A 25,782-nucleotide genomic window follows, 5' to 3' on the forward strand; every position below is an offset into this window, starting at 1 on the left:
GCCGCGCACGGCCGCAACATCATGCACGCCCTCACCGAACTCGCCACCGGCCGTCCCTGGCTACCCGCAACCGGAACGACCACCTGATCAGTCACCGACGCGTCAGGTGCCTATATTCCCGGACATGCCACGCCGACGGTCATTCTCATCGGCCGCAACACCAACCTCGGTAGGGCTCGTACGATCCGTACCGTCTTAGGTGTCCGTGGGGAGCTGAACGAACCTGCCGATCCTCGGCAGGGCAGCGTATGGCGCGCCATAGTTGAGCAACTCAACCGCCCCGGGTCCGAAAGTCAATGGGTAAGTGTTGCTAATGTTCCCCGCGAAGAGCTCGCTACTTATCCTTGGAGCCTGACTGGCGGAGGTGCCTCAGTCGTTGCCGAGGCAATGACGGCCGCTAGCGCTGTCCCGTTGGGTCGAGTCCTAGACGGGCTGATTGGGTTCGCGAGCTTCCCAGGAGTCGACGACCCGTATTTCCTTCCTGCGCATTGGCATCGCCGCGGTTCGACAAACAGTGTGATGGCGAGGCGGCTTATTACTGGCGAGTTCATCCGTGACTGGCAGGTTAGTTCTGATGTCGTTGCCCTTGTGCCATACGACCTGACCGGTGAAGTCTTTTCCTTTGACTCCGAAGCAAAGTGGGGCCGGCATCTTTGGTCGATGCGGACTGTTCTCCGTTCGGATGGCGCCGATACGTTCGGTGGGTCCAAAGGAAGCGCTTGGTGGGCGTGGTATCGGTGGATTAGTGATCGGTATGCGTCGCCGAGGTTGCTTACTTTCGCTACTGTCGCAACGCATATGCATGTCTGTCTTGATAGGGGAGGGAGTGCATTCAATCGTCATGCACCAGTGATGAAACTGCCGGCCGGCGCATCTGAAGATGAATATTTAGGGCTGCTCGGAGTGCTCAACAGTTCTGCGGCCAATTTCTGGTGTCGTCTCACTTGTTTCGATAAGGGCGGTGGGGGCAACGGTCGAGGTATCGCTACCGAGATCTGGGAGCACATGCTCGAGCGCAACGGAACAAGACTCCAGGAATTTCCGCTGCCGTCGGCGTACCCCCTTGAGCTGAGCCGGCAGATTGACGGCGCGGCGCAGCGGCTCGCCACCGTGACCCCGGCGGCGGTCGCGGCCTCCGGGGTGCCCACCCGCGACCGGCTGGATGCCGCCAGCTACGAGTGGCACATGCTGCGTGGCGCGATGATCTCCTTGCAGGAGGAGTTGGACTGGCAGGTCTACTCGCTCTACGGGCTGTTGGACGAGGAACTGACCGCTCCGGAGAACGTCCGGCCGCCGATGCTCCAGCTCGGGCAGCGGGCCTTCGAGATCGTGCTGGCTCGCAAGATGCGCGACGAGGGCCTGGAGACGCAGTGGTTCGCGCGGCACGGGTCGACGCCGATCACCGAGCTGCCGGCGCACTGGTCGCCGGAGTACAAGGCGGTCGTGGAGCGGCGGATCGCGGTCATCGAGGGCAACCGCAATATCGGGCTGATCGAGCGGCCGGAGTGCAAGCGGCGCTGGGCCACCGAGGGCTGGGACGTGATGCAGCGAAAGGCGCTGCGCGACTGGCTGCTGGACCGGTGTGAGGCGCGTGAGCTGTGGTACCACCACGTCGACGGCTTGGAGCAGCCGCGCCCGCTGACCACCGCGCAGCTCGCCGACGAGCTGCGCCGCGACGCCGACGTGCTCACCGTCGCCGGCATCTACGCGCCCGGTCAGGATCTCGGCAAGGTGATCGCCGACCTGGTCGCCGACGAGCACGTGCCGCACCTGGCCGCGCTGCGCTACAAGGACTCCGGGCTGGCGAAGCGCGCCGACTGGGAGCACGTGTGGGACCTGCAGCGGCAGGAGGACGCGCTGCCCGACGAGGCGGCGAAGCGGGAGTTCCGCAAGCAGATCCCGGTGCCACCGAAGTACACCTCGGCGGACTTCCTCAAGGGCAGCTACTGGAAGCACCGGGGCAAGCTCGACGTGCCCAAGGAGCGGTTCGTGTCGTACCCGGGTGCCAGCCGCGACGGTGACCCGTCGCTGCTGGTCGGCTGGGCCGGCTGGGACCACCGCGAGCAGGCCCAGGCCCTCGCCACCCTGATCGTGGCCCGCGAGCAGGAGGACGGCTGGGCCGCCGACCGGCTGTTGCCGCTGGTCGCGGGGCTGCGCGAGATTCTCCCCTGGGTACGCCAGTGGCACGGCGACTTCGACCCGGAGTGGGGCGCGTCGCCGGCGGACATCTACGACGGCTTCCTTGCCGAGACCACCAACCGCCTCCACCTCACCGACGAGGTGCTCACGTCGTGGCGCCCGCCGAAGGCCACCCGCGGCCGTAAGCCCCGGCAGTGACCGTGAAGAACGACGTGCCGGTCCGCTGATCGATCGGCGAGATCCTGACCCCTGGGAGCCGCACCGCAGGTGGGGTGGCTCCCAGGGCGGCGCAACTCGTGACCGGAGAGATTGGTGCTACGGGAGGCAGGATGACGTCACGGAAATCGCCCGTACCGCGGATCGTGCGGGCATTTCCTCCGCAGGGAGCACTGCAGCGGTTCACCCTCGACCGCCCGATGACACTGCGCTGCATCCTGTGCCAGCACATGAGCATGTCCGACTCGGTCGTGACGGTGGCCGGCAGTTGGTCGCGACTGCTGTGCAGCAGGTGCTACGGCCAGCCGGACGCGGTGCGCCGAGCGACGGCTGGCACGGCGCAGTCAGCGACGACGAAAACCTCCTCGTCCGACAAGAAGAAGGCGTCCGCCGCAAAGAAGGCGACAACCGCCAAGAAGAAGCCGGCTCCGGCACCATCCGGACCGCCCCCGACGATCGCCAGTCCGCTGCCTCGGGACATCATGTGGCTGGCCTCGCTGCATCGGGCGAAAGCAGAGGGTACGGAGCTGGCACCCGCCGAGGAGGACCTGCTTCGGCGCAGGGCCGGCGAACCGGCTGCGATCGCCGCCGCGCGCTACGCCGAAAAGCTCGTCGACACGGAGGCGCGTCTCGCTCGGTTGGCCGGCGACAGTGACACCGCAGGGCGGCTGCACCGCACGCGGGACTGGCTAAGGAGCGCATGTCAGACGGCAGCCCTCGCCTTCAAAAGCGCGTACCAGGCGGAACTGACAGTCTTGGGACATCCGCCCGCAGCAGCGGAAGGGCTGGATACCACGGTCATGCGGAGTGTCGCCGCGTACCCGTTCGACGAGGCACTGGCCCGGGTGCTGAAGCGGCGTGGCCTCCCCCCGCACGCACTGGAACGACCCACCGATGACCTGTGGGGCTGGCTGAACGCGCATGAGACGACCGCGCAGGAGCCGTTGCCCGCCACTGTGCGACGGGTTCGGCAGATGAACGCTGCCACCTTCGTTCGCACCGTCCTGGACGACCTCAATGGACGGCAGGCCGACGCGGGCCTGACCCATGTGGCGGTGGCGGAGCAATGGATGGCCTGCGCCGACGAGATCATGTCCGCTCTGAGCGAGGCACGTGACTCGGCGGAGACCGAACTCCGGCGGGCGGAAGCACGCGCCAAGGCTGACCTGGCGACCCGGCTACGGCAGACGGGGGAGGCGTACGCCCGGGGAAGCGCCCTGTGCCTGGAAGCCAGACTCATCGTCGGTAGCTTCCACGTCCGAATCGCGCGCCTGTTGTGCGGCGACTCGGTACGACGACTCCGCACCGACTGCCTCGCCGAAGCGATGATGTCGCTTGCCGAGAGCCACCCCGGGCTCACCCGCGTCGTGCTCGAGGCATGCCGGGAACATCGCGCGGGCTGCGCCGACGCGGACGCACCCGTCCCGTGCGGTTCCTGTGCTCCGACGGTGGCCGACGTGGTAAGGGGGCGGAGGGCGCGTGCGCTGACGGAGCCGGACCCGTTGCTCCGCGTTCCTAGTCCGCAGCCGGCCGCCGTCGGAGCACAGGAACCGTCCTCGCCGAAGCCGCCGGTCGAGCAACCACCCGACAGCAACCTCGTCTGTCCCACGGTCCTCAGGCAATTTCCGATGAAGCGGGTCCTGGTGGTCGAGACGTACTCGCGGGACGACGGCTGGTTCGGCTACGGCTGGATCGACCGGAGCGGTCAAACCGGCCAGGGCAACGGTCGAGCCGTCAACAAGCTTGATGAGGCGGTGCAGGCGCTGTGCCGGGCCGCCCTCCACCTCGAGGCCGGGGACAAAATTCATCTCGTCACCCGGCACGCGAGGGCGGCCAACGTCATCCAGCTCAGCCTCAGCGCTGGTCGAGCGTTCACTCCGCTCGACACCATCCTGTCGGCCGGCACGCGGCGTAAGCTCCAGGAAGTGGTCGCAGGCCGACGGTCTGTCACCGTCTCGATGGAACCGTGCTCACGACGCCACGGCGGCTCGGTGCGAGCGGAAGACCTGGCGCGGCGCGCCGAACAGCCGGGATACGCCACAGGAGAGCAGGAGCCCGTAGCCATCCCCGTCGTCCCGCCGCAGGCAACGCCGGTCGAGGACCAACTCATCGGTCCCGAAGACGAGGACGGCCCCGCCCGCTGGCTGAACGTCAGCGAGGGGAAGCGGGCAAAGATGTCGTGGAGCGTCGCCCTGCACCGGGCGCACCTCGACGGGAAGTGGTGCCCCTTGCCCGACGGGTTGAGTGAAGATTCACCCGGGCGACAGCTCCGCCTGCACTTCAACCACGAAGCACGCGGCGGGTCGTCCTTCGCCCGGGTGCAGCGAGTGGCGCTGCGGCGACGCGACGGCCGATGGGAGATCGCCGGCATCCAGTGGCCGACGGAACTGAGCCCGGGCACCTTGGTCACGGTCACCGTGGAGTCCGCCCGGGACGTCGCCACCGCTCAAACCACGCCCTTGCCGAAGCTGGAGAGCGTCGACGGCATCCAATTCTCCCACCGCTACGACCCGCGCGTGGTGACCCGGCAGAACGGGCCTGGGGCTGACGCCCACGGTCGCGTGCCGGACCTCACCGACATGAGCTGGGTCCTGCACACGCTGCGGAAACTCGGCTACCTCACCGAGGACGGCGGCGCGATCCTCGCCGAGGACGCCCTGGTGCAGAACTGCCTGCGGCTGGGCCTGCCACCCCAGCGGGCGAGGGGCGTCCACAAGGCTGTCGAGCAGCTCGTAGACGACAAGGCTCTGCACCGGGTCATGGGCAGCGTCGACCCGGACGGCAGGCCCTGGTATCCGCCCCGGCCAGGCAGCAGACGAGTGCCCCTGTTGCGCTATGTCCCCCGGGTGGAAACGGTCACATCCTCGCGCGACAAATCCAGCGAGTGGCATCCACACAAGAAGGGGCACGAGGTGGCCGGATTTCTCCGGCGTCTGCCGGCGGGCGCGCAGGCGTCTCCGGAACAGGAAGAGGCCTACCTCGAAACGGTCCGGGACGCGAAGATCGTAGACCGGGGACTTCCCAAGGGGCGCACCTATGTGAAGCCGCACTACCGCAAGCGATGACAGTCGAAGACCCGACGGACGCGGTGCCCGGAGCACGACGTGCCGGGATGGATCTGCTTCGTCACTGTTCGAGCTTGACGCTCTCCCGCAGGTCGACCTGGAACATGAAGGGACGGGTGGCGGCCAGAGCGGTCTTGCCGTCCACGATCGTCAGCGTCGGATCGGCGAGTGCCTTGGTGACCACGGCGAGCCGCCAGCCAGGCTCTGCTCGCATCGCCCGCTCTTCGTTGCGTGTCAGCAGGATCGCCGGATGAAGCCCGCTGACACCCTTGACCTCGACCTTCTCCACGTCTCCGCCGGGCGAGGTGCATGTCAGGTCCCAGCCCAGGCAGTCTTTACTGACATCCTTAACCCCCCAGCCGCGGCTTTCGTAGTCGGCGGTCACCGCCTCCATCGCTGCTGCTTCCACAGCCGCGTTCGTGGCAGGGTTGCCGAATCCGGCACCGGTGGCGGTCACCGTCACCCTGGTCGGCTGCGGCGGCAGGTGCTCCTCAATTGCAGCCAGTTCCTCCTTGGTAACGAACAGTGGATTGCCCATCTGCGGCTGACGGAAAATCTCCATGTCCGCCAACCGCGGGTCGGCCTGCAACGCCCGTCGTGGCACCGGCTCGAGGAAGAGTTGGACGTCCATCGGCGCGAAGTGCTGGGTCCTTCGCTGGTGCTCCTCGTCAAGCCAGTAGTCAGGGTCCTCATCGGGCTCCATGTTGTAGAGGGGGCCAAGCGCCAGACCGGAGCCCCACAGACCGGGCTCCGGGTAGGCACCGTCTCGGCCGGTGACCCAGAACAAGATCCGCTGGCCCTGCCGGATCAACCCCGCTCGGTAGTTCGGAACGACAGACCAGCTCGTGATCGTTTCTCCACCGTCCGCGAGAAACCCCGCCAGGTCCCACACCTGCGGGTTGCACTTGACCAGCCAGGCGCCCAGGTTGTCGGTCGTCACCAGCTTGCTGGTCGAGCCGAATCCGTCAGCCGCGCCGTCGCTGCCCGCCCTTCGTGTCGCATTCTCGGCTCGTAGTCGGCGTACCTCGGTCAGCCAGATCTCGTTATCGTCACCGACGCGCCGGAACGGTTTCCGTCGCGCCATCCGGTAGAAGCCGCCAGAGGGAGTCGTCGGCTTGCGTCTCTGCCCCTGCCGCACGACCAGCGCGGACACCATTCCACGCCCGTCCGCGTGCTCCCGTAGCGACGCTTCCTCGAGGACGTGGGGCATCGGTCCGCCGTGATACGGGACCCGGAGGCCTTGCTCAGCGAGTTTCTCGCTGAGCTGCCGGTAGGTGATCAGGGCGTCGGCGTCACTATGGGCCGTGCCCGCGATCTCCCGCAGGATCGCGATGCTGGCGTCCACCGCCCGCTCAAACTCTGGCTGACCGGATTGCATTGCCCCATCCTGCCGGTGCCGCCGCAACGGCTCCACCCGTCGAAAGGACCCAGTGTGTTTCGACCGCCCATCGTGCCTGTCTAGGACTACTCAGCGCGGGCAGTCCGCGTCGGCGCCTCTAACAGGAAGAGCACTTGGGCGTGCACCCCACCCAGCGTCGGGTCGACGTACGGCGCGCTCTGATCGACCCGCTCCTCGCGGATCTGATCCACAAGACCGGTGATCGGCGCGATGTGCGGCTCGTGGAGGCGACCGAGCTTCGCCTTGACGACGCCGAGGTCATGGTCTGCCCAAGGGGCGACTGGTAGGTCGATCCCACATCGTGCGCCAACGTACAGCGCAGGCCACGAGCCCAGCCGCAGGCGGTGCGGGGCGGCGTCCAGGTAGGAGGGCATCGGCGTCGTCGCAGGCAGTGTGGACTGTCGGATGGCGGCGTGCGGAAACGCGGAGGGTTCGCAGACTAGGCCGGAGTGACGGGTAGCCGACAGTATCGACGTCCATGCACCTCGTGTGTCACACCCAGGCGTGAAGCTAAATGCCCGACCTCTTGGAGGTGCCGCATGCCGTACGTGAAGTCGCATATCCGTCGTGACGGGGCCCGAGTCCGAGCGCACTACCGCAAGCGGCGCCGCGCGGGCAGTGGAGGATCTGCGCGCCGGGGCCACTCCGCACGCAGTTCGCGGAACGGTTGGGGGCTTGCCTTCTGGGCGGTCCGCCCTCATCGCGGTCGTCCTGGTCGTCGACTTCGTCCAGCGGCATCCGTACTGGTCGGCCTTCCTGGCCGTGGTCGTCGTCGTGGCCGCAGGTGCGCTGCTGTCGGTCGGGGCAAAGCGGCGGGCACGTCAACGAGCCGAGCAGGCCGAGCGGGACAGGGCGATCGCGGTGACGGACGCGATGACGGGTTCCGAGTTCGAGCAGTGGTTCGCGCGATTGCTCGGGGCGTCGGGGTTTCGGGACATCCGGGTCCGGGGCGGCTCCGGGGATCGGGGTGCCGATGTCACGGCGATCGCTCCGGACGGTTCGCCGGGACCTGTCGCGAGGTGCACGGAGGCGAGCTGTGCATGATTGTTACCAACGGGTTCTTCACCGCTGGCGACGGCGTGCAGCGCGCCCGACAGCTCAACATCGTCCTGGTCGACCGGCACGTGTTGGAGGAGTGGGCCTGGACGCGTACGCCGCCTCGGAGCATCGTCGGCAGGTGAGCTGACCTCGTTCTGTAGCTCGCCTCGGATCTACCGCTCTGGCGTGAAGCGGATCTGCCGGCCGGCGATGTCGGGGTGGGCGTCGTAGCCCGCATCGCCCCAGGCCCGGCACTGCGCGTGGGTTCTGTCGCCGTTCGACCACCAGGCCTCGTACCGGTACGCCGAGGGCGGAAGGCCTCCGGGGACGATGTCGTCCAGCTCCGCGAAGGTGTACCGCACCTCGCCGTTGTGCCTACGCAGCATGTCGCGCAGCGCGTCGTACTTGGACAAGCCGGTCACCCTCCCCTGTTGAACGAGCCTTTGCGATGGTGACCATGGCGATCCGATGCCGCACAGTTCTCACCAGCTCGCGTCCGCCATCCTTAACTATGGATGCCCAGGCGGTCATCCCCGGTGCGGTCGGACGCTCCGGTGGTCGACGGAACCAGGGGATTCGCCGGCTCCCTGACTGTCCAGATGTTCCGGCCCTGTACTGGTGTTGTCAGCGTCGGGGTCCGATAGTCTTACCGCAGTTTGACATCCGCGTCCGGCTGGCACGGCCGGACGTGCTAGGGATCGGGGTGGCGAAGATTTCCGAGCCGGTGGAAGAGGTCGTCGAGGAACTGGACTCACTCGGTCACCTGACCGGCGTGGAGATCGAGGACGACCTCGACGCGGCCAGGGCGGATCGGCCGGGCGACGTTATCAACACCCCCTTCGATCCCGAGCTGATCGATGTCGTCACCCGCACCACCACCGTGGACCTCCTCCTGTCACGCGTACGCACGGAGCGAGTCGACCTTCAACCCGACTTCCAACGGCAGGCGGGCATCTGGAAGGCGGTGGCCAAGAGCCGACTCATCGAGTCGCTTCTGCTGCGGATTCCGTTGCCGACCTTCTACGCGGCTGAGACCGACGACGAGGTATGGGCAATGGTCGACGGGATTCAGCGGCTGACCACGATCGTCCAGTTCATCGAGCCCGAGTCGATCGGCGCGGAACCGTTGCGTCTGCGCAACCTCGAATATCTCGGCAAGGAGTACGACAACGCGACGTTCGCGGACCTGCCGGGTCGGCTGCAGACCCGGCTCCGTGAGACCGAGTTGATCGTGCACCTCATCCGGCGCGGCACCCCGGAGGAGGTGAAGTTCAACATCTTTGCCCGGATCAACACCGGCGGGCTGCCGTTGTCGCGGCAGGAGTTGCGGCATGCGCTCATGCCTGGGCAGGGCCGGATCATGCTCCGGCAGTGGGCTGACTCGGACGCGTTCACCTCGGCTACTGGCCACAGCGTCCGCAGCGACCGCATGGCTGACCGAGAGATGATCCTACGCTTCCTCGCGTTTCGGCTCACTGATCCTGACGGTTACGAGGGTGACGACTTCGATCGCTTTCTGCGGGTGTCGATGAAGGCACTGAACAGCCTGTCCTCGCAGGAGACGGAGGAGTTGCAGCGCCAGTTCGAGAAGGCGATGTCAGCCGCAACCAGGATCTTCGGCTCGTATGCCTTCCGGAAACGTGACCGGCACGGCGGCCCGCGACGGCTTCCGATCAACAAGGCGTTGTTCGAGACCGTCGCAGTCAATCTGGCGGTGTCCACCGACGAGCAGATCGCCTTGTTGGTCAAGCGAAAGGACAGAGTCAAGGACGAGTTTCTGAAGCTCATGTCGGACGTCGATTTTCAGTCGGCGATCTCGCAGGGCACAGGTGACCCGGCGAAGGTGCGTCTGCGGTTCGCCGCGATCCGGGAGGTCTTCGACGAGGTGGCTGACCAATGATTAACCGACTCAGGCTGGAGAACTTCAAGGCATTCCGGGAGCTCAAGCTGCCGTTGGGTGCGTTGACGCTGCTCACCGGCGTCAACGCTGCCGGCAAGAGCACCACCATCCAGGCCCTGGCCTTGCTACGGCAGGCGCACGACGCCGGCGTGCTGGACGCCGACGGCGGTTTCCTGCTCAACGGGGATCTGGTCGAACTCGGCGTGGGGCGAGACGTTCTCCACGAGGACTACTCGGACGGCCGAGGCAAGAGAGCGGTACCCATCGGGATCGGGTTGACCATCGACGATCACGACGTCGCCTGGCGCGTGGGTTACGACCCGAGCCGGGACCGCGAGGCGGACCTGCTCAGGTTCGGTGACTACCCGTTGCCCGATCCCGGTGACTACGAGCCGTTGCCCGGGCTGTTCGGCCTGGGGTTCCAGTTCCTGAAAGCTGACCGGATCGTGCCGGCGGTGCACTACCCGAAGTCCTACGAGGCGGCCGTCCGGAAGGGCTTCCTCGGTGCCAGGGGTGAGCACACCGTGAACTTCCTGCGGACGCACCGCGACGATGAGGTTCGCGCTTCCACCGTCCGTCACCCAGATGCCAAATCCGATGGGCTTCTCGACCAGACGGAGTCCTGGCTGCAGGTCGTGTGTCCGGGTGTGAATCTGGCGGCGGAGGACCTGAGAGGCACGGATCTTGTCCAGCTCAGTTTCGGGTTCGGCGGAACCGCGGGCATCCACTCGTCGAACTTCCGTTACCGGCCGACCAACGTCGGTTTCGGCCTGACGTACTCGCTGCCCATCATCGTCGCCTGCCTCTCGGCCGGCGAAGGAGCCCTCGTGCTGCTGGAGAATCCCGAGGCGCATCTGCATCCACGAGGTCAGACGATGATGGCCCGCCTTGCCTGCCTCGCTGCCTCAGCGGGCGCTCAGGTGATCATCGAAAGCCACAGCGACCACGTCCTGAACGGGGTGCGCCTGGCGGTGAAGGAAGGGGTGCTGACGCCCGACCGGGTGGCCCTGCACTATTTCGACCGTAACGACGGCAAGATCGACATCACCTCACCTCAGGTCGGTCATGACGGCATGTTGTCTGAGTGGCCGCTCGGGTTCTTTGACGAATGGGATCGAGCGCTCGATCGCTTGCTTGACTGAGACGGGAATCGGCTCTTGTCCATGCTGCTGGTGCTGAATGAGCTGTCATATCGCGACGTCAAGGCCCGACGTGAAGAGGTGTCCACGTCGCTCCGTGACCTGGTCACCTTGATACGTCGCGTACGCCAGCATCGTGAGGACGTCGCGCTCGTAACCGAGACCCGTTTTTTCGATCTTGCGCTGGCGGACGGCTACACCGTCCGCGAATGGGCGAGCGACGGTCGTAACCGAGACTTCATGCGCTTCATGTTGGCGATGCGGAATCGTGCCCCCTTCCGTGATGTGACCCCAGCCGACAGATTCGATGAGGTGGAATATCTCCACCAGGGCCTCACCGCCCTCGGTCTGGGCGTAGCGCACCTCATGGGCGGGCTGGCGGTGAGTCTCCGACTTGCGCCGGTCTGGGAAACTCCATGGCTGGAACTCACGCAGCTCACGCTCGGCGAGAATGACGAAGGCGAGCTCGGCCTCCTCAGGACTGAGGTGCCGGTGCGGCATGCCTGCGCAACCCAGCATGTCGACGAGCATCAGCGCTGGATGTGCGAGTCGGAGCTGAACCGATTGCACTCCGGTGCCGAGGTCTGGGCAGCGCGATCCGACGTCTTTCCGCACCTCAGGTTCCTGTCACGGGTCGCCGACGATCTCGACAAACTTCCGGCGGACTGGCTTCATCCTGTCAAGGAACGGCTGGCAGAGCTGGAGCTGACCGTAGCGGAGTGGCGGCTGAAGGGCGGGCCGGCACCTGTCTGGCGAAGCAAGATCACTCCGGAAAGTGAGACTCGGAAATCCCTCTGCTGGTTCACGGACGAGCAAGACGGGAACAGTCACATCTTCGAGTGGCATGCCCGATTCACGCCGAGGGCAGGGCGCCTCCATTTCAGGCTTGACGGCGGGCAGCGGACGCTGGTGATCGCCTACATTGGTGCCAAGCTGTAGTCGTCGTCACCCGTCGGCTCCCACAGCCGGTTGCGGCGCCGCTGGTCTTGCCGGGGCATGGCAGGCTCGACGCCATGGGAGGCGTCGTCGCGCAGTTACCCGCACTTCTCGGCGTGCTGATCGGCACGATCGTTGCCACCTCCGTCGTCGACCGCACACGATGGAAACGGAACCAGACCGTTCGCTGGGACGACCGGCGGCTGGACGCCTATGTCGAGTTCGCGCAGGTCCTGAAGGAGATCCACGCCATCGCCGTCCGGATGTTCGCCAGTGCCCGCCCCAGCTCCCGAGGGCACCAGATCGATCAGGAGGAAGGCCTGGCACGGTTGGCCGACGCCGACGTCCGGCACACGCTGGCCTGGGAGAGCGTCCTGTTGCTGGGGGCGCCGCGACGGTGTCGGCGGCACGTGGCTGGCGCGACGCCGTTTGGGCGATCGAGCGTGCCGCTCGCGGGCTGACCGGTCAGGACGACATCGACGATCTGTTGCATCGGGCAAACGAGGCGCGTGACCAACTCTTACAGCGCCGCCCGGGGTGGCCTGGGCGTCGGTGGCGGCTCGGTCGCTCAGGCGGCCCTGCTCTCGGGGCGGCTCGCGCAAGCGCGCCCGAACAAGATGTCGTCGCAGACGGCCAACCGGCCCGCGCCAGCCGGCCGGTCTGGCTAGGGAGGCGGATGCGTGTTGACCCGCTCGGGTCATGACGCGATGTTCGGTGATCGGTACGGTAAGCAGCATGTCTTCGCCCACCCCTGCGCCGCTGCTCCGGGAGTTCATCGACATCCCGGAGCGCACGAGCACGAGCGACTTCGTGCTCAAGCTCGCCGACAGCGTCGCCGACGCCGACGCCACCCTCCGCGACTACGTCGTCACGGACCGGCTGCTCGGTAACTTCGACGAGGCGCTCGGGCTGATCCGCTCCGCGGTCGAGGGGCACGCGTCGAAGGCCGCCTACCTGCACGGCTCCTTCGGCTCCGGTAAGTCGCACTTCATGGCGGTGCTGCACGCGCTGCTGCGCGGCGAGCCCGTCGCCCGGGGGCGGGACGAGTTCGCGCCGCTTGTCGCCAAGCACAGCGTCTGGCTCGACGGCCGCAAGTTCCTGCTGGTGCCGTACCACCTCCTCGACGCCCGTTCCCTGGAGCAGCGGGTGCTCGGCGGCTACGTCGACCGGGTCCGGGCGCTGCACCCCGAGGCGCCCATCCCGGCGGTGCACCGCACCGACGCGCTGCTGGACCAGGCGGCCTCGCTGCGGGAGAAGATCGGCGACAAGCAGTTCATCGAGGGATTGCCGGGTGGGGACGTCGAGGACGAGTGGGGCGAGAGCGAGACCTTCTGGACGCCCGAGCGGCTCGACCAGGCGTTCGCCGGCGCGTACAACGACGAGCTGCGCCGCAAGCTGGTCAACGACCTGTTGACCAGCTGGAACAAGGGCTTCTTCAGCAACGCGCGCGAGGACGCCGAGGCGTTCGTCTCCCTCGACCGGGGTCTGACCGAGATCAGCCGGCACGCCAAGGAGCTCGGCTACCACGGCCTGATCCTCTTCCTCGACGAGCTGATCCTCTGGCTGGCCAACTCGATCGGCGACCAGCAGTTCGTCTCCCGCGAGATCCAGAAGATCACCAACTTCGTGGAGGGCGGCGACACCCGCCGGCCCATCCCGGTGATCAGCTTCATCGCCCGGCAGCGTGACCTGCGCGAGCTCGTCGGCGAAGAGGTCACCGGCGCCAACGAGCTGAGCTACCAGGACACCCTCAACCTGGCCAGCGGCCGGTTCGACGTGATCAAGTTGGAGGACCGCAACCTCCCGGAGATCGCCCGCCGCCGGCTGCTCAAGCCCCGCGACACCACGGCCGGCGAGGCCATCGGCCGGGCCTTCGACGCCACCACGAAGGTACGCCGGGAGGTCTTCGACACCCTGCTCGGCACCGACTCGGGCAGCGGCGCCGACATCGACGCCTTCCGGTCGACGTACCCGTTCAGCCCGGCGTTCCTCTCCACGCTCGTGCACGTCTCCAGCGCCCTGCAGCGGTCGCGGACGGCGCTGAAGCTGATGCGCCAGTTGCTGGTCGACCGCCGCGACACGCTGCGCCTCGGCCAGCTCGTGCCGCTCGGCGACCTCTACGACGTGATCAGCGGCGGCGGCGACCAGCCCTTCACCGAGAAGCTCAAGGCCGAGTTCGAGATGGCCCAGAAGCTCTACGACCTGAAGCTGCGTCCGCACCTCCTCGGCCAGTACGACCTCACCGACGACGACCTCGACGCGGCCCGCCGCGGTGACCCACAGCCCGCCGAGACGGCCGGCCGGATCCGGGCCTTCACCGGCGACGACCGGCTGATGAAGACGCTGCTGCTGGCGGCACTCGCGCCCAGCGTGCCGGCGCTGCGGAACCTGACCGCCCGGCGACTGTCCGCGCTCAACCACGGCAGCATCACCAGCCCGATCCCGGGCGGCGAGGTCGCCCAGGTCAGCCGCAAGCTCACCGACTGGGCGGGCCGGTTCGCCGAGATCCGCATCGGCGAGGGCGACGACCCGGTGGTCTCCCTGGAACTGGTCGGCGTCGACGTCGACAGCGTGCTCGCCACCGCCAAGCACTACGACAACGAGGGCGCCCGCAAGCACATCGTCCAGCGGCTGCTCTGGCAGCAGCTCGGCGTGCCGTGGAGCGACTCGTTCTTCGCCGAGGCGGGTCTCACCTGGCGGGGGAGCCGCCGCACCATCGAGCTGGTCTACGGCAACGTCCGCGACCCGCACGACATCCGGGACGAGGCGTTCCACCCGAACGACCCGGCCGGTTGGCGCATGATCATCGACTATCCGTTCGACGACGGCAGCCACGGCCCGGCCGACGACCGGCAGCGGGTGCAGGAGCTGACCAGCCGGACGGCTTCCCGCACGGTCTGCTGGATCCCGGCCGCCCTCACCGTCGAGCGCCGCACCGAGCTGGGCAAGCTGGTCATCATCGACAAGCTGCTCGAAGGCCAGCGCTTCGAGAGCCACGCCGAGCACCTCAACCCCGACGACCGACGCCGCGCGCAGACCGCGCTGACCAACCAGCGCAGCGCGCTGCTGGCCAAGATGCAGGCCGTGCTGCGCCAGGCGTACGGGCTGGCCGGCAAGCAGCCCACCGACGTGCAGCTCGGGTTCGACGACCACCTCCAGTCGCTCACCCGCGCCCTGGAGCCGAAGCTGCCCATGGGCGCGACCTTCAACGACGCGCTGCGCAGCCTCGGCGACCAGATGCTCAGCCAGCAGTTCCCCGCCCACCCGGACTTCGACCCCGACCGCAAGGGCGAGGCCGTACGCCTGCCCGACGTCAAGGTCGTCCTCGACCACGTCCGGCGGGCGGTCGAGTCGCCCGAGGGACGCGTCGAGGTGGAGCGGGCCCACCGGCAGACGCTGCGCCGCATCGCCAACCCGCTCGGGCTCGGCACCATGCACGAGGCGGCGTTCGTCATCGAGGGGCAGTGGACCCAGCACTTTCAGCACAAGGCGGCCATTGAGGGCATCAAGGGTGAGTTGCGGGTGGCCGACCTGCTGCGCTGGATCGACGAGCCGCAGGCGCGCGGCCTCGACCCGATCGTGGCGCAGCTCGTCGTGGCCACCTTCGCCGAACAGACCGACCGTGCCTTCTACCTGCACGGCAGCGAGGTCGTCCCGGCCCCGGAGGTCGGCAAGATCACGGCGGATCACATTCTGCGCGAGGAGCGGCTGCCCAGCCAGGAGGACTGGGACACCGCCCGCGCCCGCTCCGCCGCCATCTTCGGGGTCCAGCCGATCGCGCTGCGGCGGGGACGGCTGGTGGCGATGTTCGGCCGCGACCTGACGACCCAGGCGAACCGGTATCGCGAGGCGGCGCACGGGCTGGTCGCCCGACTCGAACAGCACGCGAAGTGGCTGGGAATCGACAAGGAATCGGCCAGTGGTCGACTGGGCACCGCCCGCGCCGCCGCCGACCTGCTGGAAGGGCTGGCCAACGCGCGATCGCCGGTGGACACCGTGGAGCGCCTCGCCCGGGCCGAGCTTGGGGGACCGGCCGACCGGACCGGGAAGAGCATCAAGAGCGCGGGCCAGGTGTCGGCCGACCTGGCTGGCGTCTCCTGGGACAACTTCGAGATCATCAGCGGTCTCGGAGCGCCGTTCGTCACCGAGGCGACGGCGATCCTCACCGAGCTGCGCCGGGTCGGCCAGGCCGACGAGCTGACCGCCCCGCTGTCCCCGGCCCTACGCCGGGCACAGTCCGACGCGGTGGCGCTCATCCGCCGAGTGACACGCAGCCGTGAGCTGATCGACGACCGGTCTCGTGACGTCGTGATCCGCGATCCGGCTGAGAAGGTCCAGCCGGGCGGCGACACGGTGGTCGCCCCGAGGAGCGAGGTGGCCGTTCCGGCGGCCGACGTCGACCGGGCGGTCGAGAAGCTCCGCGCCTTCGCGGCTGACCACCCGGACGCGACGATCGAGGTGAGCTGGAGAATCGTGCCGTGACTCAGGCACCCGCCCCTGCCCAGGCGTTGCGGATCAGCCCGGTGGCGTTGCGCCAGAAGGTGACGCAGCAGCTCGACCGGCACCGCAACGGCGACGCGTACCCGGTGATGGTGGTGCGCGCCGACCCGGCGTGGCCGCACGATCCGACGATGCTGTTGCCCGACGGCCGTCGCGCCCGGATCGAGCCGTGCGTCTCGCCGCTCGCCGTCTGGGAGCACCTTGTCGCCGACCGCGGCGACGAGTTGCTGGTGCTGCTCACCGACATCCCGGAGTCCGTGCTGCACCACGGCGTCCGGAGCCGGATCTTCCGACAGCGGGTCATCACGGTTGAGCCGTGGGACCTCGTGGTGGACGCGTTCGGCGCGCAGCTGCCGGACACCGGCCTGGAGCGGGAGTCGTGGGCCGGCGTGGCGTTGCTTGACGCGATGCCGGCGGCGGGCTGGCCTAAGCTGGCCACCGCCGTGCTGACCCGGGACGTCGCGCTGCGGCATCTGGCCGCTGTACGTCTCGGCCTCGACCGGCGGGGCGAGGGCCCCGACGACCTCGACGTCGCCGCGCTGCTGCGGTGGAGCGCCCAACCGGGCGCGGTGGAGGCGTACGGGCTGCTGCGCGACGAGGAGCAGGACGGGCTGGCCCGGTGGCTCGCGGAGCAGTTCGGTCGGCCGGCGAAGGCGCTGTTCGCGCTGATCGCGGCCGGGCACGGCACGGAGGCCCTGCCGCTCGGTCTGGTCTGCGACGCGTTGTGGAGCACCGACAGCGCCGACGCGGTACGCGCCCAGGGCCGGGTCGACCAGTACTTCGGCAGCCTCAACGACGACGCGACCGTGCGGAGCTTCGCCGATGCGGCCGTGCAGGTGGTCACCGGCCTGCTCGCCGCTCCGAAAACGGACGTGCGGCGGCAGGGCCACGCGGTGCTCGATCGCGCCGAGGAACTGCTCGTCCAGTTCAACGCGGCCGGCAGCGCCGGGCACAGCCCGATCCTGCGCACCGGCTTCAACCAGCGGATCGGCGTCGCGGCCCGAGCCCTGCTCGCCGGGCTCCACGACGCGGCAGACACCGCGCTGGAGCCGGCGGTCGAACACCTCGCCGAGCACCGGCTGGCGGAGGCGGAGACGGAGCGGATCACGCGAATCCGGATGGCGCAGCGCCTCGTCCGCTGGCTCGGCACCGACGTGGCGCCGCCCGAGAGCGTCGCGGACGGGGTGGACCGGCAGATCGCCGAGTGGGGCTGGGCCGACCTGGCGCTCAACCACGTCTGGGCCGGCGAGGATGCCCACCCGGAGCTGCAGGAGACGTTCCGGCAGATCCACGATCGTGCGCAGGCGCGCCGCCGGGAACTCGACGGCGCCTTTGCCCGACGCCTCGGTGCCTGGGCGACTGCCGGGCCGGGCAACGACGGCGGGCTGCTCACCGTGGAGAACGTTCTCCCGCGTGTCGTCGAGCCGCTGATCCGCGTCGACCGGCCGGTGCTGCTCGTCGTCCTCGACGGGATGAGTGCCGCCGTCGCGGTGCAGCTCGCCGACGAGCTGTCCCAGCACTGGGTCGAATACGATCCGCTAGCCCAGGCTGGCGAGGGACGTCGACGGGCCGTCGTGGCGGCGCTGCCCACCCTGACCGCCGTCTCCCGCACGTCGCTCTTCGCCGGTGCGCTGCGCAGCGGCAACCAGGAGCACGAGAAGAAGCTCTTCGCCGACGGCCGCTGGGGCAAGGGCTCGCGGATCTTCCACAAGGGACCGGCCCGGGGTCGCGCGGGCGAGGTGTTCGCCGGGGAGCTGGCGGCAGCGGTGGCCGGGCCGGCACCCGTGGTCGCCGTGGTGATCAACACGGTGGACGAGTCGCTGGCCCACGGCCGGGAGGGCGACGAGGCCGGGTGGCAGCTCGACGACATCGGGTTCCTGCGCAGCCTGCTCGACCAGGCGCGGTCCTCCGGTCGGGCGATCGTCGTCACCAGCGACCACGGGCACGTCCTGGAGCGGGGCGGTCAGCACGTCAAGGCCGCCGACGCCGCCTCGGCGCGGCACCGGACCGGCCCGGGCCCGGTCGGGCCGGGCGAGATCGAGCTGACCGGCCCGCGCGTCGTCGCCGACGGCAAGCGGATCATCGCGTTGTGGGACCCGCTGCTGCGGTACCGGCCCAGCAAGGCGGGCTACCACGGCGGAGCCTCGCTCGCCGAGGTCACCATCCCGCTGCTGGCCTTCCTGCTGCCGAACGTGACCGAGCCGCCGGTCGGCTGGGCACCCGTCGAGGCCCGCGAACCGGAGTGGTGGCATGCCATCGCACCCGCCGCGTCGCCGGCCGCTCCCGTGGCATCGGTGCCGGCACCCAAGCCACGCCGGAAGGCTCCGGCTGTCACCGGGGACGCGCTGTTCGACGTACCGGAGGCGACGACCGCGACCGCGGCGGCGCCGGCGGCCGGCGACGGTGACCTGGTGGCCGCGCTGCTCGCCACTGAGTTGTTCGAGGCACAGCACGGCCTGACGCCGCGTCGGGTGGATCAGCGGAAGATCGAGGCGGCGATGCGCGCGTTGGTCGACGCCAAGGGCGTGCTGCCGGCGGCGGTGCTGGCCCAGCGGGCCGGCGAGGTGCCGGCCCGAGCGACCGGCTTCGTCAACGCCCTGCAGCGGATATTCAACGTCGACAACTATCCTGTGCTCTCGCTGGCCGACAACGGCCGCACGGTCCGGCTGGACCTGCGGCTGCTGCGGGAGCAGTTCCGCCTGCCCGGGGGTGCCCCGTGAGCGGTGTCAGCCCGGCCCGGCGCCGGGAGGTCATCGACGCCCTGCGGCGGGGCGCCGTGCCCTCGGCGGGCCTCGACCTGTTCGCGGTCGGGCTCGACCGGTTCGGCGCCGCGATCACCGAGGACCTCGACACCGTTGCCGCCGGCGGATCCGTCTTCAAGGCCGTCCGCGGCGAGTACGGCTCCGGCAAGACGTTCTTCACCCGCTGGATCGCCGAACGCGCCCGACGGGCCAACCTCGCCACGGCGGAGGTGCAGGTCTCCGAGAACGAGACCCCGCTGCACCGGCTGGAGACCGTCTACCGGCGGCTCACGGAGCGGCTGAGCACCTCGACATTCCCGCCGAGCGCGCTGCGACCGGTCGTCGACGGCTGGTTCTACGCGCTCGAGGAGGACGTCCTCGCGGCCGGAGAGGTCGCGCCCGACGACGCCGACGCCCTCGACCGGGCAGTTGCCGCGCTGCTGGACCAGCGGCTCGCGCCCGTGAGCCGCAGCGCCCCGGCTTTCGCCGCCGCCCTGCGCGGCTACCGCCGTGCCACCCTGGACGGGGACCCGGCGACGGCCGACGCCGTGCTCGCCTGGCTCGGCGGCCAACCGCACGTCGCCGCCGCTGCCCGCAGAGTGGCCGGCGTCAAGGGGGACCTGGATCATTTCGCCGCGCTGAGCTTCCTGCAGGGGCTGCTCGCTGTACTGCGCGACAGCGGCCATCCCGGCCTGCTGCTCGTGCTCGACGAGGTGGAGACGCTGCAACGCGTCCGGTCGGATGCCAGGGACAAGGCCCTCAACGCGCTGCGGCAACTCATCGACGAGGTGCACTCGGGGCGGTTCCCGGGGCTGTACCTGGTCATCACCGGCACTCCGGCCTTCTACGAGGGGCCGCAGGGCGTCCAGCGGCTCGCGCCGCTGGCGCAGCGTCTCGCCGTCGACTTCACCACCGACGCCCGGTTCGACAACCCGCGCGCGGTGCAGATCCGGCTGCCCGGCTTCACCGTCGACTCCCTGGTCGAGCTCGGCGGGCGGGTACGCGATCTCTACGCGGACGGGGCGCTGGCCCCGGAACGGGTCCACCGACTGGTCGACGACGGCTATCTCGGTGACCTGGCCCGAGCGGTTGCCGGCGGGCTGGGCGGCAAGGTCGGGGTGGCCCCACGCCTGTTCCTCAAGAAGCTGGTGGGGGAGGTGCTCGACCGGGTGGACCAGTTCCCTGAGTTCGACCCCCGCCAGCACTACGCGCCGACCCTCACCGCCACCGAGATGACCGACGTTGAGCGCAACGCGAGCAGCGCCGACGCGGTCGCGCTCGAACTGTAGGGAAGCCGCCTGCGATGACGAGGGGTGCCGAGCTGCTGCATCCGGTCGTGCTGCACCACGTGGTCAACACGTTGCAATGGCCGGCGCTGCGGCCGTTGCAGGACGCCGCCGTGCGGCCGCTCCTGGACGGCGAGGACGCCCTACTTCTCGCGCCCACCGCTGGCGGCAAGACCGAGGCGGCGGTGTTCCCGCTGTTGTCGCGGATGGCGGAGGAGAACTGGTCGGGCACCTCCGTGCTCTACGTCTGCCCGCTGAAGGCACTGCTCAACAACCTCCTGCCCCGCCTCGAGACCTACACCGGCTGGCTGGGCCGGCGCGCGGCGCTCTGGCACGGCGACGTGACCATGGGCCGGCGCCGGACGATCCTCCGGGAGCGGCCGGACGTCCTGCTCACGACGCCGGAGTCCCTGGAGTCGATGCTGGTCAGCGCCGCCGTCGACCACGACGAGTTCTTCGGGCAACTGCGGGCGATCGTGGTCGACGAGGTGCACGCGTTCGCGGGCGACGACCGGGGCTGGCACCTGCTGGCCGTCCTGGAGCGCCTCTCCCGGGTGGCCGATCGCCCGGTGCAGCGGGTCGGGCTGTCCGCGACGGTGGGAAATCCGGACGAGCTGCTGGGCTGGCTGCAGGGCTCCGGCCGCGGCCAGGGGCCGGCGCGAGTGGTGGCGCCCGATATCGGCGCGTCGGCCGGCGCCACGACGGGGGGACCGGCTCCCGTCGGTGCGGTCGAGCTGGACTACGTCGGGTCCGTGCACAACGCGGCCAAGGTGATCGCGGCCCTGCATCAGGGCGAGAAGCGGCTGGTGTTCTGCGACTCCCGCGCCCTGGTCGAGGAACTCGGCCAGCGGCTGCGGGCACTCGACGTGACGACGTTCCTCTCCCACGCCTCGCTCTCCGTCGACGAGCGGCGGCGGGCCGAGGAGGCGTTCGCGCAGGAGCGGGACTGCGTCATCGTGGCCACCAGCACCCTCGAACTGGGCATCGACGTGGGGGACCTCGACCGGGTCATCCAGATCGACGCCCCGCGCACCGTCGCCGCCTTCCTACAGCGGATCGGCCGGACCGGCCGGCGGCCCGGCAGCAGCCGGAACTGCCTCTTCCTCGCGCTGGACGGTGAGGGGCTGTTACACGCCGCCGGGCTGCTCCACCTCTGGTCGCAGGGCTGGGTCGAGGCCGTCGTGCCGCCACCGGAGCCCCGGCACATCGTGGCCCAGCAGATGCTCGCGCTGTCGCTGCAGCGGCACCGCGTCGGCGACCAGGTGTGGCCGGAGGAGTGGAACGGGCTGGCGCCCTTCGACAAGAGCGCCGAGGTGATCGTGCGGCACCTCGTCGAGCGCGGCTATCTCGACGTCGACTCCGGGATGCTCTTCATCGGGCCGGAGGCGGAGCTGCGGTTCGGTCGCCGGCACTTCATGGACATGCTGGCGGTGTTCACCGCCCCGCCCCAGTTCACCGTGCTCTCGGGTCGCACCGAGATCGGCCGGACCGATCCGGCGCTGCTCACCGCGAAGGTGCAGGGCCCCCGGCTGCTGCTGCTCGCCGGGCGCAGCTGGCGGGTCACCTACGTCGATTGGAAGCGCCGGCGCTGCTTCGTGGAGCCCGCCGACGGCGGCGGCAAGGCGCTCTGGATGACCGGCGGTTCGCCGCAGGGGCTGTCGTACCGGATGGTCCGGGCGATCCGCGAGGTGCTCCTCGGCACCGACCCGCCGGTCGCCCTCACCGGGCGGGCCAGCACCAGGCTCGCCCAGTTGCGCGAGGAGGCCACGTCCCTCGTCCACCCCGGCGGCACGGTCGTCGCCCGCGACGCCGACGGCGAGATGAAGTGGTGGACGTGGGCCGGCTACCGGGCCAACGCCACCCTGATCGCCACCCTCAGCGAGATCGCCGACCCGACCCAGCGGTACGACGACGCCTCGATCCGGCTGCGACCCGACCTCGACCGGCACATGGTGCGGGCGGCCCTGGCCGACGCCGCAGACCGGGTCTGCCTTCCCGACGTGACGGAGAAGGCCCTCGCCGGGCTCAAGTTCAGCGCCGCGCTGCCGGAACGACTGGCGGTGGCGACCCTGGCCGCGCGGCTGGCCGACCTGCCGGCGGCACGCGCGGTGCTCGCCGAGCCCACCCGGGTCGTGCACCTTCCGGCCTGACCACGACCAGACTGCGGCGGCAACGTGTCAGTTCGGGTGGGCGGGTTGGTCGAGGATGGCGCTGAAGCGCTCCTCGGCCAGGTCGAGCTGGTCGAGGATGTGCCGCTTCACCGGCGCCGACAGGGGAGTGTCCGGCCGGGTGACGAGGTCCCGGTAGACCGGCACCAGCGGCCGGTACTTCGCCGCCGACGAGGCCACCTTCGGCCCGACGGTGTGGATGACGCCCACCCCGTTGTCGGTGAAGTCGGAGATCTTGATGACCCGCGCCCACGGCTCCCGGGCCAGGCTGGCCGCCACGTGCTCGCGGTACTGGACGTGCTTGTCGCGCCCCGGGTCGTACGCCGGGTTGGTGACCGCGCCGACCAGGCGGGCCACGCGCGGGCCGAACCGCTCGGCCAGGATGGCCAGCGCGGCGGCGGTCGGATCGTCGCCGGCGTGTTCGCCGGCCAGCTCGTCGGGGTGGTCCTCCACCGCGTCGTGTAGCAGGCCGGCCACGATCACGTCGACGTCGCGGACCTGGTAGTGGTGCATCATCCGGATCGCCACCCGCAGCAGGTGGTTCAGGTAGGGCTCGCGTACCCGCCGGTCGTCGCGGTGCAGTTCGGCGGCCAGGTCGAGGGCCTCGGTGAGCCGCTCCCGGGCGGCCTCGTCGAACGCGCGCAGCTCCAGCCGGAACCGGGCCAGCAGGCCGGGCTCGCCGTGGATCTCGGTGATCGCGTGCATCGGCATGGTGGCCAGGTAGGCGGGAAATTCCATGCGCCACTTATAGCCGATCTTCACCATGTCGCGGGCCCCTGGCGTCGGGTGCCCGACGCACCGCCCGGCGCACGAGGTCCGGCGTGGGGCTCCGGCCCGGCCGTCGCCGGAGCGTTCGGCGGCGGCGCCGGTGACCCGGAGCGCCTTGACGATGGCCGGGATCGAGCTGAACAGCCCTGGACCCGGTCCGGCAGCACCAGGCTCAGGCAGAACAGCCCGGTGCTCCACACGGCGACCGCGGCGACCAGCGCCAGGCGTCGATCCCCACCCGGGCCCGACGGCGGGCGGTCGTGGATCGGCCGTCCAGGGCGGCCCGGCCCGCCGCCCGGCGGATCGTTAGCGGGGCGAGTCGCGCGGTGGCCTGCGCCGGCCGGGCGGCTTGCGGCGTGGTCCGGCCCAACGGGGCAGCTCGCGCCGTGGTCGGCGTCGACGGGCGGCGGGGGAGCGGGGCCGGTCGGGCCGAGGTCCAGGTCGAGGTCGCGCAGCAGGCCGGGGGCGTGCGCGGACACCACCCGCAGCCAGTGCTCCGGAAGCTGGCCGGGCCGGGGTCGGGTGCGCGTCCTCGGGTCAGGGGCGGTGGGCGGCTGCCAGTCCGCGTACCGGGTCATGGCGCGGAGCGACGCGCGGGCCGGGGTGAGCCGCAGCAGGGTGTCGCGCAGCGCGACGGCCGCCGGGTGGCGCAGTTGCTGACCGAACCGCCCGGTCCGGAACGACGCCCGGGCGACGGCCTGGCTGCGGCGCCGCCGCTGCCGGTCGTACGCGGCCAGCGCGGCGGGCACCGTCCCGGCCCCGCCGGCGCACACCGCCCCCAGCGTCACCGCGTCCTCGATCGCCTGGCAGGCGCCCTGCCCCAGGTTCGGCGTCATCGCGTGCGCCGCGTCGCCGAGCAGTGCCACCCGCCCCCGCACGTACGACGGCAGCGGCGTGGCGAGGTGGTGGATGTCGTTGCGCAGCACCGCCTCCGGCGGGGTCGCCGCGAGCAGCGCCGGGATCGGGTCGTGCCAGGAGCCGAAGCGCTCCCGGACCGCCGCCAGTTCGTCGGGCGCATGCCCGCCCGGCGGAGCCGTGACGGCGCCGAACCAGTAGAGCCGGCCGTCGCCGACCGGCACCATGCCGAACTCGGCGCCCCGGCCCCAACTGATCGCGGCCGGGACCGGCTCGGGGAAGTCGACCACCGCCCGCCAGGCGGTCGTGCCCGCGTACGCCGGGGGCGGGGTGCCGGGCCAGAGCCGGGCGCGCAGCGCGCTGTGCAGGCCGTCGGCGCCGACCACCAGGTCGGCCCGGAGGCTGACCGGCTCGCCGTGCCGCCGGTGGCGCACCTCGCCGGCCTCCGGGTCCACGTCGGACACCTCGGCCCCGGTGTGCACGGCCTCCGCCGGCAGCGCTTCGCGCAGGATGCCGTGCAGGGTCGCCCGGTGCACGCCCAGCGCGGTGGTGCCGAGCAGCCTGGTCAGCTCGTCGGCGTCCACCCGGGACAGCCAGCGCCCACGCGCGGTGCGGATGCCGCCCGCCGCCCCGGCGTCCCCGCGCGCCCGGACCGCCGCCCCGACGCCGAGCGCGTCGAGGCCACGCACCGCGTTCGCCATCAGGGTCAGCCCGGCGCCGACCTCGCGCAGCTCGGCGGCGCGTTCCAGCACGGTGACCCGCCAGCCGCGCCGGTGCAGCGCGAGCGCCGCGGCGAGGCCGCCGATCCCGCCCCCGACCACGACCGCGTCCGACCCGCCCATGACGTCCCGCCCTTCTACGCCTGTAGAAAGGCATACTACATCCGTAGAAGTGACGTGGGGAGGGCGTGTGGCGGGGCGGACCAACCGGGTGGCCTTGCTGGCCGACGCGGCCATCGAACTGCTCGCCGAGGGCGGCATGCGGGCGCTGACCCACCGGGCGGTCGACGCCCGCGCCGGCCTGCCGCCCGGCAGCACGTCGGCGTACCTGCGCACCCGGCAGGCGCTCATCGAGGCGGTGGTGCGGCGCCTCGCCGACCTCGACCGGGCCGACCTGGCGGCCCGCGAGCTGCCCACCGATGCGCCGCCCCGCACGCCGCTCCCCGCGCTGACCGGGGCGGACCTCGACCAGCTCGCGGACGGGGCGGGCGAGGTGCTGGACCGCTGGCTCACCGTCGGGCGCAGCCGCACCCTCGCCCGGTACGCCTGCCTCCTCGAGGCGGTGCACCGCCCCGAGCTGCGGCGGATCCTGGAACACGGCACCCTGCTCCGGGTGCAGGCCCGCGACCTGCTGGCCCGGGCCGGCGCCCCGGACCCCGACCGCCGTGGCGACCAGCTCGTCGCGTTCCTCGACGGGCTCCTCTTCGACCGCCTCGTCGGCGCCGGCGCCCTCAGCGCACCCACGCCCGGCACCCCCGCCAGCCGCGCCGACCTCGCCGCCGCCGTCCGCGCCCTGCTGCGCGCCCTGACCACCACCTGACCCCCGGCGGGTCCCGGCTGCGTTGCCCGGCGGGTCCCGGCTGTGTTGCCCGGCGGGTCCCGGCTGTGTTGCCCGGCGGGTCCCGGCTGCCTT

17 protein-coding genes and 1 pseudogene are annotated in these 25,782 nt (G+C 70.3%); 14 read left to right on the top strand and 4 right to left on the bottom strand.

The window, feature by feature from the left end:
* Window positions 1–102 precede the first annotated feature (102 nt).
* Window positions 103–2,337, top strand: a pseudogene (gene pglX, locus AB0G14_RS22895) (BREX-2 system adenine-specific DNA-methyltransferase PglX); the annotation flags it as partial.
* A gap of 218 nt (window positions 2,338–2,555) precedes the next feature.
* Window positions 2,556–5,420: a hypothetical protein gene (locus AB0G14_RS22900; RefSeq protein WP_357700499.1), complete on the top strand. Its 2,865-nt coding sequence runs from the start codon at window positions 2,556–2,558 to the stop codon at window positions 5,418–5,420.
* Between the two features lie 61 nt (window positions 5,421–5,481).
* Here AB0G14_RS22900 and AB0G14_RS22905 read toward each other — a convergent pair whose 3' ends face one another.
* Window positions 5,482–6,798, bottom strand: coding sequence for a DUF3883 domain-containing protein (locus AB0G14_RS22905; RefSeq protein WP_357700501.1), 1,317 nt, complete (start codon window positions 6,796–6,798; stop codon window positions 5,482–5,484).
* A 134-nt stretch (window positions 6,799–6,932) separates the two neighbouring features.
* Here AB0G14_RS22905 and AB0G14_RS22910 point away from each other — a divergent pair, with 134 nt between their 5' ends.
* The 3 genes from AB0G14_RS22910 (at window position 6,933) to AB0G14_RS22920 (ending at window position 8,000) form a co-directional block, all read left to right on the top strand.
* The gene (locus AB0G14_RS22910; RefSeq protein ID WP_357700503.1) at window positions 6,933–7,106 is read left to right on the top strand and encodes a hypothetical protein; all 174 of its coding nucleotides are present in this window, start codon (window positions 6,933–6,935) and stop codon (window positions 7,104–7,106) included.
* Window positions 7,107–7,386: 280 nt separating this feature from the next.
* Entirely contained in the window at window positions 7,387–7,863 is a 477-nt protein-coding gene (locus AB0G14_RS22915) for a restriction endonuclease (protein WP_357700505.1), read from the top strand.
* Entirely contained in the window at window positions 7,860–8,000 is a 141-nt protein-coding gene (locus tag AB0G14_RS22920; protein WP_357700507.1) for a hypothetical protein, read from the top strand. Before AB0G14_RS22915 ends, AB0G14_RS22920 begins: the two co-directional genes overlap by 4 nt.
* A 30-nt stretch (window positions 8,001–8,030) precedes the next feature.
* Here the strand turns inward: AB0G14_RS22920 and AB0G14_RS22925 are convergent, their stop codons facing one another.
* Window positions 8,031–8,270, bottom strand: a complete 240-nt coding sequence (locus AB0G14_RS22925; protein WP_357700509.1) for a hypothetical protein — start codon at window positions 8,268–8,270, stop codon at window positions 8,031–8,033.
* A gap of 290 nt (window positions 8,271–8,560) precedes the next feature.
* Between AB0G14_RS22925 and AB0G14_RS22930 the strand changes: the two genes are divergently transcribed.
* The 8 genes from AB0G14_RS22930 to AB0G14_RS22965 all read left to right on the top strand — a co-directional run bounded on the left by AB0G14_RS22930 (window position 8,561) and on the right by AB0G14_RS22965 (window position 22,509).
* Window positions 8,561–9,757, top strand: coding sequence for a DUF262 domain-containing protein (locus tag AB0G14_RS22930; protein WP_357700511.1), 1,197 nt, complete (start codon window positions 8,561–8,563; stop codon window positions 9,755–9,757).
* A complete protein-coding gene (locus AB0G14_RS22935; protein WP_357700513.1) occupies window positions 9,754–10,899 on the top strand; it encodes a DUF3696 domain-containing protein in 1,146 nt (381 codons plus the stop codon). Before AB0G14_RS22930 ends, AB0G14_RS22935 begins: the two co-directional genes overlap by 4 nt.
* 21 nt (window positions 10,900–10,920) lie before the next feature.
* Window positions 10,921–11,835, top strand: coding sequence for a hypothetical protein (locus AB0G14_RS22940; protein ID WP_357700515.1), 915 nt, complete (start codon window positions 10,921–10,923; stop codon window positions 11,833–11,835).
* Between the two features lie 74 nt (window positions 11,836–11,909).
* Window positions 11,910–12,293, top strand: coding sequence for a hypothetical protein (locus AB0G14_RS22945; protein WP_357700517.1), 384 nt, complete (start codon window positions 11,910–11,912; stop codon window positions 12,291–12,293).
* A 274-nt stretch (window positions 12,294–12,567) separates the two neighbouring features.
* Entirely contained in the window at window positions 12,568–16,314 is a 3,747-nt protein-coding gene (locus AB0G14_RS22950) for a hypothetical protein (RefSeq protein WP_357700519.1), read from the top strand.
* Complete coding sequence (pglZ, locus tag AB0G14_RS22955; protein WP_357700521.1) at window positions 16,311–19,052, top strand: BREX-2 system phosphatase PglZ; 2,742 nt, start codon at window positions 16,311–16,313, stop codon at window positions 19,050–19,052. The genes AB0G14_RS22950 and pglZ overlap by 4 nt, the downstream gene beginning before the upstream one ends.
* Window positions 19,049–20,362, top strand: a complete 1,314-nt coding sequence (gene brxD / locus AB0G14_RS22960) for a BREX system ATP-binding protein BrxD (protein WP_357700523.1) — start codon at window positions 19,049–19,051, stop codon at window positions 20,360–20,362. Before pglZ ends, brxD begins: the two co-directional genes overlap by 4 nt.
* 14 nt (window positions 20,363–20,376) lie before the next feature.
* A complete protein-coding gene (locus AB0G14_RS22965; protein WP_357700525.1) occupies window positions 20,377–22,509 on the top strand; it encodes a DEAD/DEAH box helicase in 2,133 nt (710 codons plus the stop codon).
* A 27-nt stretch (window positions 22,510–22,536) separates the two neighbouring features.
* Here AB0G14_RS22965 and AB0G14_RS22970 read toward each other — a convergent pair whose 3' ends face one another.
* Together AB0G14_RS22970 and AB0G14_RS22975 are read right to left on the bottom strand one after the other, a co-directional pair.
* Entirely contained in the window at window positions 22,537–23,265 is a 729-nt protein-coding gene (locus tag AB0G14_RS22970; RefSeq protein WP_357700527.1) for an HD domain-containing protein, read from the bottom strand.
* A 20-nt stretch (window positions 23,266–23,285) separates the two neighbouring features.
* The gene (locus tag AB0G14_RS22975; RefSeq protein ID WP_357700529.1) at window positions 23,286–24,992 is read right to left on the bottom strand and encodes an FAD-dependent oxidoreductase; all 1,707 of its coding nucleotides are present in this window, start codon (window positions 24,990–24,992) and stop codon (window positions 23,286–23,288) included.
* A 67-nt stretch (window positions 24,993–25,059) separates the two neighbouring features.
* Here AB0G14_RS22975 and AB0G14_RS22980 point away from each other — a divergent pair, with 67 nt between their 5' ends.
* On the top strand, window positions 25,060–25,689 hold the full coding sequence (locus AB0G14_RS22980) for a TetR family transcriptional regulator (protein WP_357700531.1): 630 nt from the start codon (window positions 25,060–25,062) through the stop codon (window positions 25,687–25,689).
* The last annotated feature ends 93 nt before the right edge of the window (window positions 25,690–25,782 follow it).

Origin of the sequence: Micromonospora sp. NPDC023814 (genome assembly GCF_040639595.1) — a bacterium.
GTDB lineage: Bacteria > Actinomycetota > Actinomycetes > Mycobacteriales > Micromonosporaceae > Micromonospora.